Genomic DNA, 15,761 nt, shown 5'->3' with positions numbered 1-15,761 from the left:
CGACGGCACTACGCGAATTGACGGATCTGCAGGGGTGAAGAAAGCTGCACCCCTGCGGAAGACGCCGTCGCGAGCAGGCCTGCGCAGGTCCAAAGTGGGATACGCACGGACTTGCCGTGCCCCCGCTGGCCGTGCGACGCTAAAGGTGATGTCCCGGAACCCCGAGGGATTTCGGTGAGCGATCACGACGCAGGCGCGTCCGGCGCGATTCCGAACGTGGATCCGAGGCCAGGTCCCAAGGGCCAGGTCACCTCGGCGTCGGTGCACGCCCGGTCGATGCGGGCGGTCCCGAAGATCGTCGACATGCCGGTCCACGAGTGGGAGCCCCCGCCCACCTTCGACGAGTACAAGCTGGTCCGCCTGCTCGGCAAGGGCAGCATGGGCCGGGTCTACCTGGCCCACGACACGGTGCTCGACCGGCCGGTGGCGGTGAAGTTCGTCGGCCACGTCGCGCCCGACGCCGACGACCGCGAGCGCTTCCAGGTCGAGGGCCGCGCGGTGGCCCGCATCCAGCACCCCAACGTGGTGACGATCTACCGCGTCGGTCAGCTCGAGGGCCACCCGTACCTCATCACCGAGTACATCCGCGGCAAGAGCCTCAACGAGATCCAGGTGCCGCTGCCGTCGCGCAAGGTGCTGGAGCTGGCGATCGGCCTGTGCCGCGGGCTGGCCGCGGCGCACCGCCACGGCGTGCTCCACCGCGACATCAAGCTGGCCAACGCGATCCTCGCCGAGACCGGCGAGATCAAGCTGCTCGACTTCAGCCTGGCCAAGCTGATGGACCCGGCCGCGCTCGACCCGGTGCGCCCCGAACCCGCCAAGGAGGAGGCGATCGAGGCGGCGTCGTCGGCGGTGCTGCGCAGCAACGACGTCGGCCGCATCGACCGCGCGGCCGAGACGATCAAGCTGCGCGACGCCAGCGCCAGCGGGGCGCTGCCCCGCGTCCACGCCGACTCGGCCGGTCGCTCGAGCGCGGGGCTGTCGGCCGCGGCGCTGTCGGCCGCCGACATCCCGGTGACCGCCGAGTCGCTGACCCAGGCCGGCACGCTGCTCGGCACGCCGCACTACATGGCGCCCGAGCTGTGGCGCGCCGAGCCGGCGTCGCGGCGGTCCGACGTCTACGCGCTCGGGGTGCTGATGTACATCCTCGCCTCCGGCCGCCCGCCGACCGAGGCGAGCACGCCGCTGGAGCTGGCCGAGCGGCTGCAGGAGTACGAGCCGCGGCCGCTGATCGAGAAGGCGCCGCGCTGCGACCCGCGCCTGGCCGGGCTCATCGATCGCTGCCTGCGGCGCGACCCGTTCCTGCGCTTCGGCTCGGCCGACGACCTGCTGGCCGCGCTCGAGTCGCTGCAGCCGAGCGGCCGCGAGCTGGTGATCCCCGAGGGCAACCCGTACCGCGGCCTGCAGGCGTTCGAGTCGAAGCACCGCGCGGTGTTCTTCGGTCGCGGCGTCGAGATCCGCGCCGTCATCGAGCGCCTCCGCGCCGACGCGCTGGTGGTCGTCGCCGGCGACTCGGGCGTCGGCAAGTCGTCGCTCGTCAAGGCCGGCGTGGTGCCGATGGTCGAGGAGGGCAACCTCGACCACCACCGCCAGTGGGCCTCGGCGGCGATGACCCCGGGCCGCTATCCGCTGCAGACGCTGATCTCGACGCTGGCTGTCCTCTTCGACATGTCCGAAGAGACACTCGCGGCGCTGATCGCCGAGAGCCCGGGCGAGCTGGTCCGGGCGCTGCGCAAGCAGCTCGGCGAGGCGCGCGGGCGGCTGCTCGTCATCGACCAGTTCGAGGAGCTGGTGACGCTGAGCGCGACGCAGGAGGTGGCGATCGTCGGGCCGCTGCTGGCGCGGCTGGCCGCCGGGCTGCCCGGGCTGCGGGTGATGGCGACGGTGCGCGGCGACTTCCTGACCCGCGTGGTCCAGGTGCCCGGCATCGGCGACGAGCTGTCGCGGGCGATCTACATCCTCCGCCCGCTGTCGCCCGAGGGCGCGCGCGAGGCGATCGTCGGCCCGGCCAAGGTCAAGGGCGTGCGCTTCGAGCCGTCGACGCTGGTCGACGAGCTGGTCGAGGCCGCGGCGCGCGGCAGCCTGCCGCTGCTGCAGTTCGCGCTGGCCGAGCTGTGGGAGATCCGCGACCAGGCGGCCAACATCATCTCGCCCGCCGACCTGCGGAAGGTCGGCGGCGTCAGCGGGGCGCTGGCGCGGCACGGCGACGCGGTGCTGGCCGAGCTGATCCCGGCCCAGCGCGCGGCGGCGCGGCGGATCTTGATGCGCCTCGTGACCGTCGACGACACCCGCGCGGTGCGGACCGAAGACGAGCTGACGGCCGACTCGCCCGCGGCCGCCGAGGCGCTCAAGGCCCTGGTGCGCGCGCGCCTGGTGGTGGCCCGCGAGGTCAACGACGACGCTGTCTTCGAGATCGCCCACGAGGCGCTGCTCGGCGGCTGGTCGACGCTCAGCACCTGGCTCGAGGAGGAGCGCGACGGCCGGGCCACGCGTCACCGCCTCGAGCTCGCGGTCGCCGAGTGGGAGCGGCTCGGCCGCGGCCGCGACGCGCTGTGGAGCGGCGCGCCGCTGCAAGAAGTGATGGCGCTCGACCCGGCGTCGCTGCGGCCGAAGGAGCGCGACTTCATCGCCGCCTGCAAGGCCGCGGCGGCGCGGGTGCGGGCGATGCGGCGCGGGGCGATCGTGCTGGTGCCGGCGGTCGCGATCTCGATGTACGGGGCGATGTGGCTGAAGAGCCAGCGCGACCTGCGGCTCAAGGTCGACGCGCAGGTCACCGCGGCCGAGCAGGAGCGGGCGGTCTCCGGCAAGGCGCGCGCCGACGCCGAGGAGCTGCGCACGCAGGCGCTGGCGGCCTACGACGCCGGCAAGACGGCCCACGCCGACGGGCTGTGGACCCGCTACGAGGCGGCGCTGCCGGAGGCGGAGCTGCGGCTGGCCCGCTCGGCGCAGAAGCTCGAGACGGCGCTCAGCCTCGACGGCCGGCGCGACGACATCCGCGAGCGGCTCGGCGAGGTGCTGCTGGAGCGCGCGCTGCTGGCCGAACAGGCAGGTCACGGCGAGTTCGTGATCCAGGACCTGCTCGAGCGCCTCAAGCTCTACGACGAGGACGGGGGGCGGATCGAGCGGTGGAACGCGCCGGCGCTGTTCACCGCGACGAGCCACCCGCCGGGGGCGCGGGTGCAGCTCGAGCGCTACGACCCGAAGCGCACGCGCATCGACAAGACGGAGGAGCTCGGGACGACGCCGGTGGCCGCGCGGCCGCTCGACCGCGGCTCGTACCGCCTGCGCTTCGAGCTCGCCGGCTACGCGCCGGTGACCCTGCCGATCACGCTGGCCCGCGAGGAGGTCGCCGACTTCGCGGTCGTGCTGCCGCCGGCCGACACGGTCCCCGCGGGCTTCGTCTACGTGCCCGCGGGGCGCTTCCTGTACGGCACCGGCGACATCGTCGACCTGCGCCAGAGCATGAACGCCGAGCCGCTGCACCGCGTGGAGACCGGCGCCTACGTGATCGGCCGCCACGAGGTGACGTGGGCCGATTACATCGAGTTCCTGTCGGCCCTGCCGGCCGGCGAGCGGGCGGCGATCCTGGCGATCAACGCGGCCCGCGTGCTCTCGGACAGCGCGCGCCTCACGGAGCTGCCGCAGGGCGGCTGGCAGCTCGAGCTGCATCAGACCGTGCGCGTGTACACCGTGCGGACCGGCGAGCCCCTGGTCTACGAGGGCAGGACGCAGCGCGCCCGAGTCGAATGGGAACGTCTGCCAGTGACGGGAATCGGCGCCGAGGAAGCAACAGCGTATTTCGCCTGGCTCAATGCATCAGGGCGGGTCCCAGGCGCCCGCTTCTGCAATGAGCACGAATGGGAGCGTGCAGCCCGCGGGGCCGACGATCGCAGATTCTCCATCGGCGAACACCTCGAGCCCAGCGAGGCCAATATCGACAGGACGTATGGTCTTTTGGGCCCGGCCTTCGGCCCCGACCCGGTCGGCTCGTATCCCCAGTCCGTGAGCCCCTACGGCCTCTATGACACGATCGGCAACGCCTACGAATTGACCGTGTCGCCCTACGACCACAAACAATTGAATGCGCGCGGCGGCGCCTTCTACTACAACGAGTTCGCGGCCCGGGTCCCCAACCGGTTCGAGATCGCTGCGAGTTTCCGCCACAGCACGGTCGGGTTGCGCGTATGTGCGACATGGCCGCTCACGCGCTCATAAAAATGAGCATGAACGGACATATGTCCTTTCATGTGTCCGCTACCTGTGCTACAGTCCCGAGAATCGATGGGGGTGGTTATGGCCGTGAGTCGTGTGGCGCTTGTCGTGTCGCTGCTGGGCTTCAGCGCAGGGTGCTACGTGGGGGCGGAGGCACCCTCCGATGTCGTCTCGACCCGTGACGAGGAGTTCAACTCCGTCCAGCTGAACGGCCCGGTCCTGCAAGGGCCGGTGCTGAACGGGCCGGTCCTGCAGGGCATCATCCTCGGGCCGGTGCTGAACGGGCCGGTGCTCAACGGCAACGTGCTCGAGGGCCCGCTCATGCAGGGCCCCGTGCTGAACGGCGTGAACCTCAACGGGCCGGTGCTCAACGGCCCGGTGCTGAACGGGCCGGTGCTCAACGGCTCGGAGTTCAGCGGCAAGGTCGTCAAGAACGGCAAGAAGGTCTCGGTGAAGGGCAAGGACTTCATCGGCTCCGAGTGGGAGCTGACCGTCGGCCAGGTCATCGACGGCGAGGAAGTCTACGAGGACTACGTCCTGCGCATCGACGACATCACCAAGTCGCCCGACCAGGACGACGTGTACCTGTACGACGTCGTGCACCGCGCGAAGGCCTCCAACCAGTGGAAGCCGCTGTGCCAGGACGGTCAGGGCGGGCTGGTGTCGGCGATCCCCGTCGCCAACTACTGGAACCTCGAGACGGGCGACCGCGTCGACGATCCCAACGTGTTCGTCTTCGCCTGTACGAACGCCGTCATCGCCAAGTGCGTGCTGTGGGGCTACCGCCCGTGGGCGAACACCAAGCGCTGCAAGGACTGGGAGAAGGGCAAGAACTGCAAGACGATCTCCCTCGCGGATCACCACCAGGCCTGCACGCGCATGGCCCGCGCTGACTACTGCGGCAACGGTGAGCCGTGGACCGTCAACGGCACCCCGATCGACCTGTGGGACCACCTGTCGCCGCAGGTCGAGGCGCGCGCGACCAACTGGTTCATCGAGGCCGAGTGGAACCCGGATGGGGCCTACTGCCTCCGCGACATCCGCCACCAGGAGTACAAGGAGCAGGGGCTCTACCCCAAGTGCTTCCTCGACAAGAAGGGGAACCCCAAGAAGGCCCCCAGCGACTGCGGCTCGCTCGACGACCACCGCGCCCTGATCGTCAGCGCCTTCGACAAGTACGGCGAGGGCCTGCCGGACGACAACAACGACGACGACGACGATGACGACGACGACGACGACGACGGCGGCTGGGGCGGCTGGGGCGGCGGCCATGGTCACGGCCACGGCCACGGTCACGGCCACGGCGGCCACTGAGCGCTAGCGCGGCGCGCTTTACATCGCCCGGCGGCTGTGTTGCCGTCGGGCGATGACGCTTGTGCCGGAGCTGCCTGCGTGGCTCGCCGACCTCTTGCCGCTGCGCCGGAGCGCGAGCACGCTGGCCGATGGTCGGCGGATCCACCGCATCGACCACGGCGATCTCGCAGCACCGGTGGTGCTCCTGCTCCACGGCAACCCGACCTGGAGCTTCCTGTGGCGCGAGGTGATCGCGGGGCTGTCGGGGCTGCGCTGCGTGGCCCCCGACCTGCTGGGGTTCGGCCTGTCGAGCCGGATCGCGCTGCACGAGCACAGCGTCACGCGTCACGTCGACGCGCTGGTCGAGCTGGTGGAACAGCTGGGCCTGCGTCGCTTCGTGCTCGTCGGTCAGGACTGGGGCGGCGCCCTCGGGGTGGCGCTGGCGGCCCGCACCCCCGAGCGCGTGGCCGGCGTGGTGCTGGGCAACACCTCGGGGGTGCTGCCGCCGCGCCCCCGCGGGACGTGGTTCCACCGGTTCGCGCGGGTGCCCGTGATCAGCGACCTGGTGTTTCGCGGCCTCGGCTTCCCGCAAAATTCGCTGTGGGTGGCGCAGGGCGATCGCAGATCGATCAAGGGGGCGGTAGCCCGCGCGTATCGCTGGCCCCTGCGCCACCTGTCCGATCGGCCAGGCCCGCTGGCGCTGGCGCGCATGGTCCCCGACAGCCTCGAGCACCCGAGCATCCCGCCGCTGCGCGAGGGCGAGGCGTGGCTGCGCGGGTTCGTGGCAGCAGGGGGCCCGCTGGCGCTGGTGTGGGGCGAGCGCGACCCGATCCTCGGCCGCGCGCTCGGCCGCCACGAGCGGGCGTTTCCGGCGGCGACCGTGACGCGCACGCAGGCCGGGCATTTCTTGCAGGAGGAGGTCCCCGCGGCGCTGGCGGCCGCGGTGCGCGAAGTGGCCGCCCGGGCGGGCCTGATGTGATGATTGCCGGCGAATGTCGCGTGAGCGTGCGGCGAATCGTGTGATCGTAGATGTCCCGAAGGTCATGTCGCGTCCGGGGCCCCGATCCGGGGGCTCGACGCGCTCCGGTGCTCCTCGTCCTCGCGAACGCGCACGCGGCCGCCGGGTCGTCGAGCCCCCTCGAGGTCCGCAGGCCGTGCACGGCTCGCTCGCCGGCGAGACCTGCGAATCCGCATGTCCTTCAGGGCATGTCCATAGAGGCATGCCCTGAAGGACCTGTCATGCGTCGATGTGATGATGAACGGTGATGACGCGGGTGAAGCGGCGATCGAGGCCGTCGGCGTCAGCGACGTAGCAGGGGGCGAACTGGTCGAACAGGGCCTCGACCTCGGCGCGGACGGGCAGCTCGGGGTCCTGGGCGCCGCCGTCGATGTAGGCGGCGAAGAAGTCGTCGACGTCGCGGGCGAGAGGCGTGCCGATCGCGGCCATGATCCGCAGGACCGCGCCGCGCTGCTCCGACGGGAGCTGCGCGGGGTCGCCGAAGCGCAGGCCGGCGACGGCGTGCAGCGCCTGGGCGACGTTGGCGGCGATGTCCGACTCGGGCAGGGCGTAGAGCGAGGCCATCAGGTCGGCCTCGTCGCACCAGACGAGCAGGATGTGCGGCGGCAGGGCCAGCAGCTCGTCCTGAGCGCGGGCGACGAAGCTGCTCATGTCGAACTCGAGCGCGCGCGCGACCGGATGGAGCGCCTCGGCGATGGTCGCGTGGAGCGCTGCGTAACCGTCGGGGTCGCGCCGCGCGACCGCTTTCGTCGGGAAGGTCTGCTGCGAGAGCGCCTCGAGCTGCGCGAGCGTCAGCGGCATCTTTTAAAAGGATACCGCGGCCGCGGCCGCGCGGGGCGGGCGAGAGCGCTCGCCCGCGAGATCGACAGACGCGGACGGGCGGCGGTCGGCGGCGGGGCTGTTTGTGCCCAGCGAGCGGGGGGCGGTGGGGGCTGTCTTAAAGGCCATGTCGAGGGCGGCGGCGACCGCGGCAGGGTGACCCGCCGGGCCGCGCGCGGAGTGACAAGATGTCTGAAGAGACATGTCACGGCGAGGGCCGAAGCGGCGGGTGACCCCGCGCCGCGACCGGCAGGGTCTTTTGGACATGTCTTCGGAGACATGATCGTGGGTCAGACCGGCAGCTCGTCGACGAGGGCGTCGGGGACGTCGCGGCCGAGCTCGGCGAGGGCGGCGAGGGCGGCGCTGCTGCCCTGATAGAACGCCTCCTCGAACAGCGGCAGGCCGGCGACGTCGGCGGCGCAGGGGCGCAGGCGGCCGAGGGGCGCGCGGGCCGTGGCGAGCGTCTCGCCGAACAGCAGGCCGGGGACCGGGCGGATCATCGCGTGACCCCAGCGGGTGACTGCGACGTGGGAGATCTCGGCGGCGATGCCGGGGTGCATGGCCGAGAGCGCGGCGACGACGTGGTCGGCCCAGTGCTTCGGGTCGCCGGCGAGGAGGCGCTGGCGCTGGGCCGCGAGCTCGGCGGGGCCGTCGCCGCACAGCGGTTCGTAGTAGGTGAGGACTGCGCCGGGGCGGCGCGCGTCGGCCGACTCGCCGTGGGTGGCGACGACGTAGCCGAGGCTGGGGCCGGCGAGCGGGACGTTGTCCCACGCGAGGCGGGCGCCGACGCCTCGCGGGGCGGTGCGCACGTCGACGCTGGCGACCAGCCAGGGCGCGTAGCTCAGGGCGCCGGCCGCCAGCGGATCGGCGCCGACGAGCAGGCGGCCGAGGACGAAGCGGGGGGCGGCCCACAAGATCGCGCGGGCGTGCACGCGCAGGCGCCGGCCGTCAGCGGGGCGATGGACGCGGAGCTCGCCGGCCTGCGGATCGACGGCGACGACGGCGGCGCCGCGGTGGAGGCGATCGCCGAGGTCGGCGCGATCCAGCATGCCGCGGACCAGCCGCGCGTTGCCTTCGGGCCAGGTGAGGATGAAGCCGCCGCGGGTCTCCTCGAGGCCGCGGGCGAGGAAGTGGTGCAGGCCGGCGAAGGCCGAGGTCTGGGCGAGGGTGCAGCCGTAGTCGTCGCGGCAGGCGTAGTCGAGGGCCCAGCGCAGGCGCTCGCTGACGAGGCCGAGGTCGTCGAGGTAGGCGGCGAACGAGACGCGGTCGAGGTGGCGCAGCTCGGCGCTGCTGCGGGCGACGGGGATGGCGAACAGCGGGCGACCGTCGCCGCCGCGCCCGCCGTCGAGCTCGCGCAGGTGAGCGTGCCAGCGGGCCCACTGCGCGGCCTCGTCGGCGGTCTCGCCGGTCGCGGGATAGAGGCCCTCGTACCAGCGGCCGCGGCCGAAGTGACGCTCGAGCGGGGCGGCGGCGATCGCCGAGGGCGCGTACTCGGGGCGGCCGTCGGCGTCGCGGCCGAGGATGACGCCGAGGTCCGCGAGCAGGCGCTCGAGCGCGGGGCAGCCGGCCGGCGGGGTCGGCAAGTAGTGGGCGCCGAGCGGGTGACGCGAGCGCGGCAGCTCGCCGCCGCGGGCGGTGCCGCCGACGTCGTCCTCGAGCTCGAACAGGTGGACGTCGGCGAGGCCGGCCCGCCCTAGGCGCCAGGCGGCGGCGCTGCCGGCCACGCCGGCGCCGACGATCGCCACCTCGGTGTGGATGGTCTCGTGGACAGGTCCTTCGCGCCATGTCCCTTCGCGCAGGTGGTGGCCGCGCGCGGGATCGGGGCCGGCGAACTCGACCGCCGGCGCGGGCGGCTCACCGGGGCCGCAGGCCGCCGCCGCGACGGTGCCCGCGGCCGTGCCGAGGAAGCCGCGCCGCTTCACGCTGGGCCTCCGGGGCGAGTCGCGTCCCCAGGAGCCTGTCCAGGAAATCGCGCGGCCGAAGGCGCGGGGCCGTGGGGATCTGGGTGACGGCGGCCACGGAGCGGCGGAGCGGGTCCTTCGCGACGGCGGGGCCCTCCCAGGCAACGTGCTCGGCGCCCTCGGGCTTCGATCGTGAGCTGTCGTCGAGGACAGGTTCGTTCGTGCTTGGCGGACGATGGCGCCTGCGCGCGGTCGCCTGCGGCCCCTCCCGCCTGCGTCCCACTCCGCCGCTCCGTGCCCGCCTGCGGAGAGCGTCGCCGGCCCCGCTGTCGCCGTGCGAGGCGATCGTGCAGGCCGTGCATGCGAGATGTCTCGAGAGACATGAGAGTCCTCGCGACGAGCCGACGATGTTCATCGCTCGGCTCTGCGCGATTCGTCTTCATGAGAGTCGACATGAGCAAGACGTTCTGCCCGTGGGAGATCGACCAGGTCCAGCTCCTGCCGCCGTCCGCGCACGAACTCGTGCCCCAGGGCCAGGGCTCTTGGGATATGTCCGATAGGACATGTCGCGCCGGCTCATCCGCGGCCTCCGCGGCCGGGCAGGGCGCGCAGGTCCTCCTCGTAGTAGTGGACGAGCAGCTGGTCGTTGAGGCGGTTGGCGTCGACGTCGGGCGGCTGCTGGTCGCGCGGGAACACGAACAGGGTCGGCAGGAGGGCGTCGTCGAGGAAGCGGAGCGGGACGTCGGCGAGGTGGGTCGGCTCGGGGCGCGGGGCGGGGGACACGAGGACGAAGCCCCAGTCGCCGAACGACGGCACGTGGGCGTGGTAGGGGCGCGGGTGCAGCTCGGCGGCGGCGAGGGTCTTGACGACGCACCAGAACGAGCGCGGCGCCAGGTACGGCGAGGTCGCCTGGACCACGCCGACGCCGGCGGGCCCGAGGGCGCGGCGCAGCAGGCGGTAGAACGAGCCGGTGTAGAGCTTGCCGAGCGAGAAGTTGTTGGGGTCCGGCAGGTCGACGACGGCGACGTCGTACGGGTCGCTGGCCGTTCGGACATGTTCTTCGAGCCAGCGCATGGCGTCGGCGTTGTGCACGTGCACGCGCGGGTCGGACAGGCTGCCGTGGTTGATGCGGACCAGCAGCGGGTCGCGGCCGAACAGGCGGGTCATGCCGGGGTCGAGGTCGACGAGGTCGACGCGCTCGAGGCCCGGGTACTTGAGCAGCTCGCGCACCGCCAGGCCGTCGCCGCCGCCGAGCACGAGGGCGCGGCGCGGGGCGGCGCCGGCCAGCGCGGGGTGGACCAGCGCCTCGTGGTAGCGGTGCTCGTCGCTGCTGGCGAACTGCAGGTTGCCGTCGATGTAGAGGCGGATGTCGGCGCCGCTGCGGGTGATCGTCAGGCGCTGGTAGGCGGTCTTCTCGGAGAAGATGACCGGCGCGTCGTAGAGCTCGCGCTCGGCCAGGCGCTCGAGCCGGCCGCCGAACACGAGGCCGCCGGCCAGCGCGGCGCAGACCAGCGCGGCCTGGGCGAGGGCGGCGCGCGGGCGCGGCAGGTGCTCGCGGAACACCCACGCGCAGGCCAGCGCGACCGCGGCGTTGAACAGGCCGCACAGCAGGGCGGTGCGCACCAGGCCGAGGTGGGGCAGCAGCGCCAGCGGGAACAGCAGGCTGGCCAGCAGCGCGCCGACGTAGTCGAACGCGAGCACCCGCGCGACAGTGTCCTTCAGCTCCTGGCCGTCGCCGACGATCCGCATGAGCAGCGGGATCTCGAGGCCCACCATGGTGCCGACGATCACCAGGATCGAGAACAGCAGCGGGCGCACGCTGGCGAGGTAGGCGTAGCCGTAGAACAGCGCCACCGCCGACAGGCCGCCGACCGCGGCGATCACCAGCTGGACGGCGATGAAGCGCGCGTGCAGGCCGGTGACCACGAACTTGCTCAGCCACGAGCCGAGGCCCATGGCGCTGAGATAGACGCCGATCACCAGGCTCCACTGGGTGACGCTGTCGCCCAGCAGGTAGCTCGCCATGGTCGCGGCGATCAGCTCGTAGACGAGGCCGCAGGTGGCGACCACCAGCACCGAGGCGAGCAGCAGGCGGGTCCCGGGCGCGGCCGACATGTCACTTGCCGCCGTGGTAGCCGCCGCCGAGCCAGACGAAGGCCGCCCGCCCGCGCACCGTGCCGTCGGGGTCGCGCTCGACCTTGCCGCGCTCGGGCGTGCCCGCCAGCAGCGCGCCCGAGCGGGCCCCGAACAGCAGCAGCAGCAGGGCGGCGACGGAGCAGATCCAGTAGGCCTTGCGGAACATGGTCAATCGGACAGGGGTAAAAGGTCAGGTCGAAATGGACATGTTCTTTTAAACATGTTCATGGGGTCACTTGGGGTGGTCGCTGTCGGCCCAGCGCTTGCGCTCGCGGCGGCGGCCGAGCAGCCAGGCGAGCAGGGGGAAGCCGAGGATGATCGGGACGGGCAGGACGGCGTAGCGGGTGAGGAACACGTCCTCGCGCAGGCGGATCGCCCAGGTGTCCGGGCTGTGCACCCCGTACGGGCCGCCGAGGCGGACGCCGAACGGGTCGCTGTCGGCGAGGGCGCTGGTGTCGCGCTCGGGGGTGACCTGCAGCAGGTAGCGGCCGCCGGCGACGCGGCCGAGGATCCGGTCGGCCTGGCGGTCGCCCTCGGACCACGACTCGCCGCCCTCGAAGCCGCTGTAGCTGTCGGCCTCGAGGCCGAGGCCGATCGCGTCCTCGCCGTCGAGCGGGATCAGCACCACCTCGGCGAACGCCCACGAGTTGTCGAGCGGGAAGGCGGTGAACGAGACCTCGACCGTGGTGTAGGAGCCAGGCTCGCCGATCGTGACCTCCTGCGACAGGACGCTGTCGAACCGCAGGTCGGTGGCCTGGAACACCTCGCGCTCGCTGGCGCGGCCGGCGACGAACTCGACCGCGAAGTACCAGGCGACCAGCAGGACCAGGCACGACAGCCACAGCGAGCGCGCCTGCTCGCGCCAGCGGTTGGGCGCGAGCATGCCGACGCCCTTCTGCTTCGGCGGCTTGCCGGGGCGGTCGAAGGCGCGCCAGACCTCGGCGGGGTCGAGGTGGCGCATGGCCGTGCGCGTCAGCTCGACGCCGTCGCTGCCGGCGACCTCCTCGATCGAGATGCCGTGCGGCGGGGCCACGAAGTCGTCGACGTGGGCGACGTCGCCGACCTGGACCTGCCACGGGAACTCGCCCTCGGCGTAGGTGACGCGGGCGTCGGCGCCGGAGAAGTGGCGGTAGCGGCGGCCGCGGTGCTCGATCGCGTGCTGCTTGCCCGGCACGATCTTCGGCGCGCCGGGGATGACCTGTCCCAAAGACCAGTGGCCGTCGTCGGCCGACCAGGCCAGGTAGCGGTAGCCGCGGTACGGGTTGTAGAGCAGGAACTCCTGCCACCCCCATACCGAGACGGCGCGCCAGCAGATGCCGACGATCTCCCAGGTCGCGCCGTCGAGGCGGCCGCGGGCGTGCAGCGGCAGGGTCGACGGCTGGTGGGCGCGGGCGGCCCGGTGGATCAGCGCCAGGGCGCCGCTGTCCTCCGGGCGCAGGAGGCTGCCGCAGGCCGGGCAGACGACGCGCTGGATCGCCCCGAAGCCGCGCAGGGCGATCGGCCCGCCGCAGGCCAGGCACTGCACCGCCTCGGTCCGCGCCTCGTCGCGGAACAGCCGCTGCGGGGCGGACTCGGCGGGGCGCGGGGCGGCCGCGTCGGTGGTCGCCTCAGTCACGCCAGCCCTCGAATCTGCGCAGGCGGTCGAGGCCGAGCTCGGCCAGCTCGACGGCCCGGCCGAGGTAGACCGCGGGCCGCGTGTGGAAGGGGTCGACGCCGTAGTCGAGGCTGATGAACTGGTCGTCGGGGCCGGCGAGGTCGAGGCCGTAGAAGTTGAGGCCGGGCTCGGCGACGAAGGGCAGGACGCCCTCGGCGCCCTGGTAGCGGGCGGCCCGGCGATCGACGATCATGGCCTCTACGCCATGTACGTTGTGCCATGTCCCGATGGACATGTTGTAGAAGCCAGGCAGCTCGCCGCCCGCGGGGGCGGGGGTGGTGACGGCGAAGTTGCCCTGGAAGTCGGCGAGCCAGCCGACGCCGTCGGCGAACTGCAGGTACCACTCGCTCCACGCGCCGCGGGCGTAGCGGAGCTGCAGGCGGCCGACGATCTCGAAGCCGCGGCCGGCGAAGCTGCCCTTGCCGCCGAGGAGCAGCGGGCTGCCGTCGTCGACGACGGCCGAGACCTTGCCCAGGAGGCGGACGTCGAGGCCGGCGCGGACGACCGTGCTGCCGCAGTGCTCGCACACCAGGGAGACCGCGGTGCCGCGGAACGGCGCCGGAGCCCCGCACTGCGGGCACGACACCTGGCGCTCGCGCTCCATCGCGCGGCCATGGTGCCACTTCCCCGGGCGCGGCACAAAGGGCCGTCAGGGCGCTCGCGGCCGCGCGGACGCAGGCGATGCGCGGGCGTCGGCGTCATCGCGGGCGGGTTGCAGCTCGCGCCGGGGAAGGGGGGGCGGAGGTGGCGTCGGGCGATGTCGCTGCCGGCAGCGCGGCGGTGGTGCGCCCGGCAGGTGATGGATCGCCTCGCCCCACGGTGCGCAGTGGTTGGCGGCGGAGTGGAGGGGGACTGCAGCGAGCGGGCCGCGGAGATGGAGCGGGTCGCCGGCTCCGAGTCGGGGATGTTGCTGCTCTCAGTAGGCTGGTGGTGATGCAGTCGGATGGATTGCCTCGGAGCGGGCAGTGCCGGCTTCGAGGAGTCGGCAATGTGCGTGAAAGGACATGTTGTTAAAGACATGTCCATAAGGGCGAATGAGCGAGCGGCGGAGACGGGCCCCGGCGCGGACGAGCTCTCGGGGGTGGAGGGCGGGGTCCGCATGCGCGGGTTTCTTCGCCCAGGGGCGAAAATGCGCTACGGTCGTCTGTCATGGGGTTGCCTGGCGGAATGCGAACTTTCGGCCTCTTGGTGGTGTTGCTGACGGCGTGTCCCCCGGCGGACGGCGGGACGGCCAGCGAGCCGCCGACCACGTCCTCGACCACGGCCGCGACGGAGACCGGGACCTCGCCGACCTCGTCGTCGACGGCGGCGACGACCACGACTGGCACGAGCGGCGAATCGACCACCACCGGGGCCGAGGCCAAGCGCTGCCAGTCGCAGTGCGACAACGACCGCGACTGCCGGATCGGCGGCGGCGACCTCGGCTTCCGCTGCATCGACGGCCTGTGCCTGTACCCGGACTGCACCAGCGACGCGCAGTGCCTGGCCGAGCTGTCGGGGTGGAAGAACCCGTGCGCGGGGCCGAGCGAGTGCGCGACCGGGGAGGCGTGCGTCCTGGTCGCGGACGCGGGTCGCTGCGCGCTGACCCCGGGGACCTTCGCCTGCGCCGACTTCGGGCTGGTCGAGAAGATGCTGCCGGCGTTCGACGGCGGGCCCGACGTGACTGTGTGCGGACAGGCGGTCGCGACCTGCGAGGCCGGGGCGTGCCAGAGCCCGTGCGCCGGCGACGAGGCGTGTCAGGCCCAGACCGGGCACCCGGTCTGCGACGTGCCGTCGGGTCGGTGCGTGTGCCAGATCGATCAGGACTGCCTGGACTCGGGGTTGCCCGGCTACACGCAGTGCGTGGCGGGGCGTTGCGGCTGCGCGATCGACAGCGATTGCGCGGGCGGACAGAACGTGGACACCTGTTACGCCGGAGTGTGCGGCTGCGCGGCCGATCCGACCTGCACCGTGACGATCTTCGACGGCGCGCCGCTGGTCTGTCAGTAGCTGCGGCCGGGCCTGCAGTCGCTGCAGCAGGGCCTGCGGAACTCGCGCGGCGCGGTATTTCGCGGTACGCTCCGCGCCATGTCGACGCACGATCCAGCCATCGCCATCGTCGGCCCCGGCAACGTCGGGTCCGCCATCGCCCGCCGACTGGTCGCCGCAGGCTTCACGCGCGTGAGCTTCGGGGTCCGCTCGGGCTCGAAGATCGCCGAGGCGCTGGCCGAACTCGACGGCAAGGTCACCGCCGCGCTCGCGCCCGAGGCGGCGGCGGCGGCCGACATCGTGTTCCTCGCGGTGCCCGGCAACGTCGCGGTGGCGGCGGCCCACGCCCTCGGCGATCTCCGCGGCAAGATCGTGGTCGACTGCAACAACCCGCTGACGTGGTCGCAGGGCCCGGTGTGGGCGCCGCCGCCGGAGGGCTCGATCACCGCGGCGCTGCAGGCCGCGCTGCCGGGCGCGCGGGTCCTCAAGGCCTTCAACACGTTCGGCGCCGAGTTCCACGCCGACCCGCAACTCGGCGACACCGTGGCCGACGTGCCGATCGCCGGCGACGACGCCGAGGCCAAGGCGACGCTGTCGGCGCTGATCCAGCGGGCCGGCTTCCGCCCGCTCGACGCCGGCCCGCTGCGCAACGCGGCCGCGCTCGAGAACATGGCGGTGCTGTGGATCCACCTTGCGCTGGTCGGCGGCCACGGGCGCGAGGTCGCGTTCAAGCTGCTGCGTCGTGGATGACCGATCGAGC

11 protein-coding genes are annotated in these 15,761 nt (G+C 72.7%); 5 read left to right on the top strand and 6 right to left on the bottom strand.

Features of this window, described 5'->3' with window-relative positions:
- Window positions 1-174 precede the first annotated feature (174 nt).
- The 3 genes from O0S08_RS39330 (at window position 175) to O0S08_RS39320 (ending at window position 6,484) form a co-directional block, all read left to right on the top strand.
- Window positions 175-4,215, top strand: coding sequence for an nSTAND1 domain-containing NTPase (locus tag O0S08_RS39330; protein WP_276082564.1), 4,041 nt, complete (start codon window positions 175-177; stop codon window positions 4,213-4,215).
- Between the two features lie 93 nt (window positions 4,216-4,308).
- Window positions 4,309-5,526: an ADYC domain-containing protein gene (locus tag O0S08_RS39325; protein ID WP_269034619.1), complete on the top strand. Its 1,218-nt coding sequence runs from the start codon at window positions 4,309-4,311 to the stop codon at window positions 5,524-5,526.
- A gap of 52 nt (window positions 5,527-5,578) precedes the next feature.
- The gene (locus O0S08_RS39320; RefSeq protein ID WP_269034618.1) at window positions 5,579-6,484 is read left to right on the top strand and encodes an alpha/beta fold hydrolase; all 906 of its coding nucleotides are present in this window, start codon (window positions 5,579-5,581) and stop codon (window positions 6,482-6,484) included.
- 258 nt (window positions 6,485-6,742) lie between these two features.
- On the opposite strand, the gene O0S08_RS39315 is transcribed toward O0S08_RS39320, so the two are convergent.
- The 6 genes from O0S08_RS39315 to O0S08_RS39290 form a co-directional block, all read right to left on the bottom strand.
- Window positions 6,743-7,324: a DEAD/DEAH box helicase family protein gene (locus O0S08_RS39315; RefSeq protein ID WP_269034617.1), complete on the bottom strand. Its 582-nt coding sequence runs from the start codon at window positions 7,322-7,324 to the stop codon at window positions 6,743-6,745.
- A gap of 308 nt (window positions 7,325-7,632) precedes the next feature.
- Window positions 7,633-9,264, bottom strand: a complete 1,632-nt coding sequence (locus O0S08_RS39310; protein ID WP_269034616.1) for an NAD(P)-binding protein — start codon at window positions 9,262-9,264, stop codon at window positions 7,633-7,635.
- A 555-nt stretch (window positions 9,265-9,819) separates the two neighbouring features.
- A complete protein-coding gene (locus tag O0S08_RS39305; RefSeq protein ID WP_269034615.1) occupies window positions 9,820-11,358 on the bottom strand; it encodes a polyamine aminopropyltransferase in 1,539 nt (512 codons plus the stop codon).
- 1 nt (window position 11,359) lies between these two features.
- Window positions 11,360-11,551, bottom strand: a complete 192-nt coding sequence (locus tag O0S08_RS39300; RefSeq protein WP_269034614.1) for a hypothetical protein — start codon at window positions 11,549-11,551, stop codon at window positions 11,360-11,362.
- Window positions 11,552-11,611: 60 nt separating this feature from the next.
- Window positions 11,612-12,994 carry a DUF4178 domain-containing protein gene (locus O0S08_RS39295; RefSeq protein WP_269034613.1) on the bottom strand — a complete coding sequence of 461 codons (1,383 nt, stop codon included), beginning with the start codon at window positions 12,992-12,994 and terminating at the stop codon, window positions 11,612-11,614.
- Window positions 12,987-13,637, bottom strand: coding sequence for a DUF4178 domain-containing protein (locus O0S08_RS39290; protein ID WP_269034612.1), 651 nt, complete (start codon window positions 13,635-13,637; stop codon window positions 12,987-12,989). Before O0S08_RS39290 ends, O0S08_RS39295 begins: the two co-directional genes overlap by 8 nt.
- Window positions 13,638-14,200: 563 nt before the next feature.
- Here O0S08_RS39290 and O0S08_RS39285 point away from each other — a divergent pair.
- Window positions 14,201-15,022, top strand: coding sequence for a hypothetical protein (locus tag O0S08_RS39285; protein WP_269034611.1), 822 nt, complete (start codon window positions 14,201-14,203; stop codon window positions 15,020-15,022).
- Window positions 15,023-15,100: 78 nt separating this feature from the next.
- Window positions 15,101-15,751 (top strand): NADPH-dependent F420 reductase, encoded by a 651-nt coding sequence (locus tag O0S08_RS39280; protein WP_269034610.1) that lies wholly within the window; start codon window positions 15,101-15,103, stop codon window positions 15,749-15,751.
- The last annotated feature ends 10 nt before the right edge of the window (window positions 15,752-15,761 follow it).

This window comes from Nannocystis punicea (assembly GCF_026965555.1).
Classification (GTDB): Bacteria; Myxococcota_A; Polyangia; order Nannocystales; family Nannocystaceae; genus Nannocystis; species Nannocystis punicea.
Note: the sequence above shows the minus strand (reverse complement) of the source record. Positions and strands in the feature narration are given on the sequence as shown.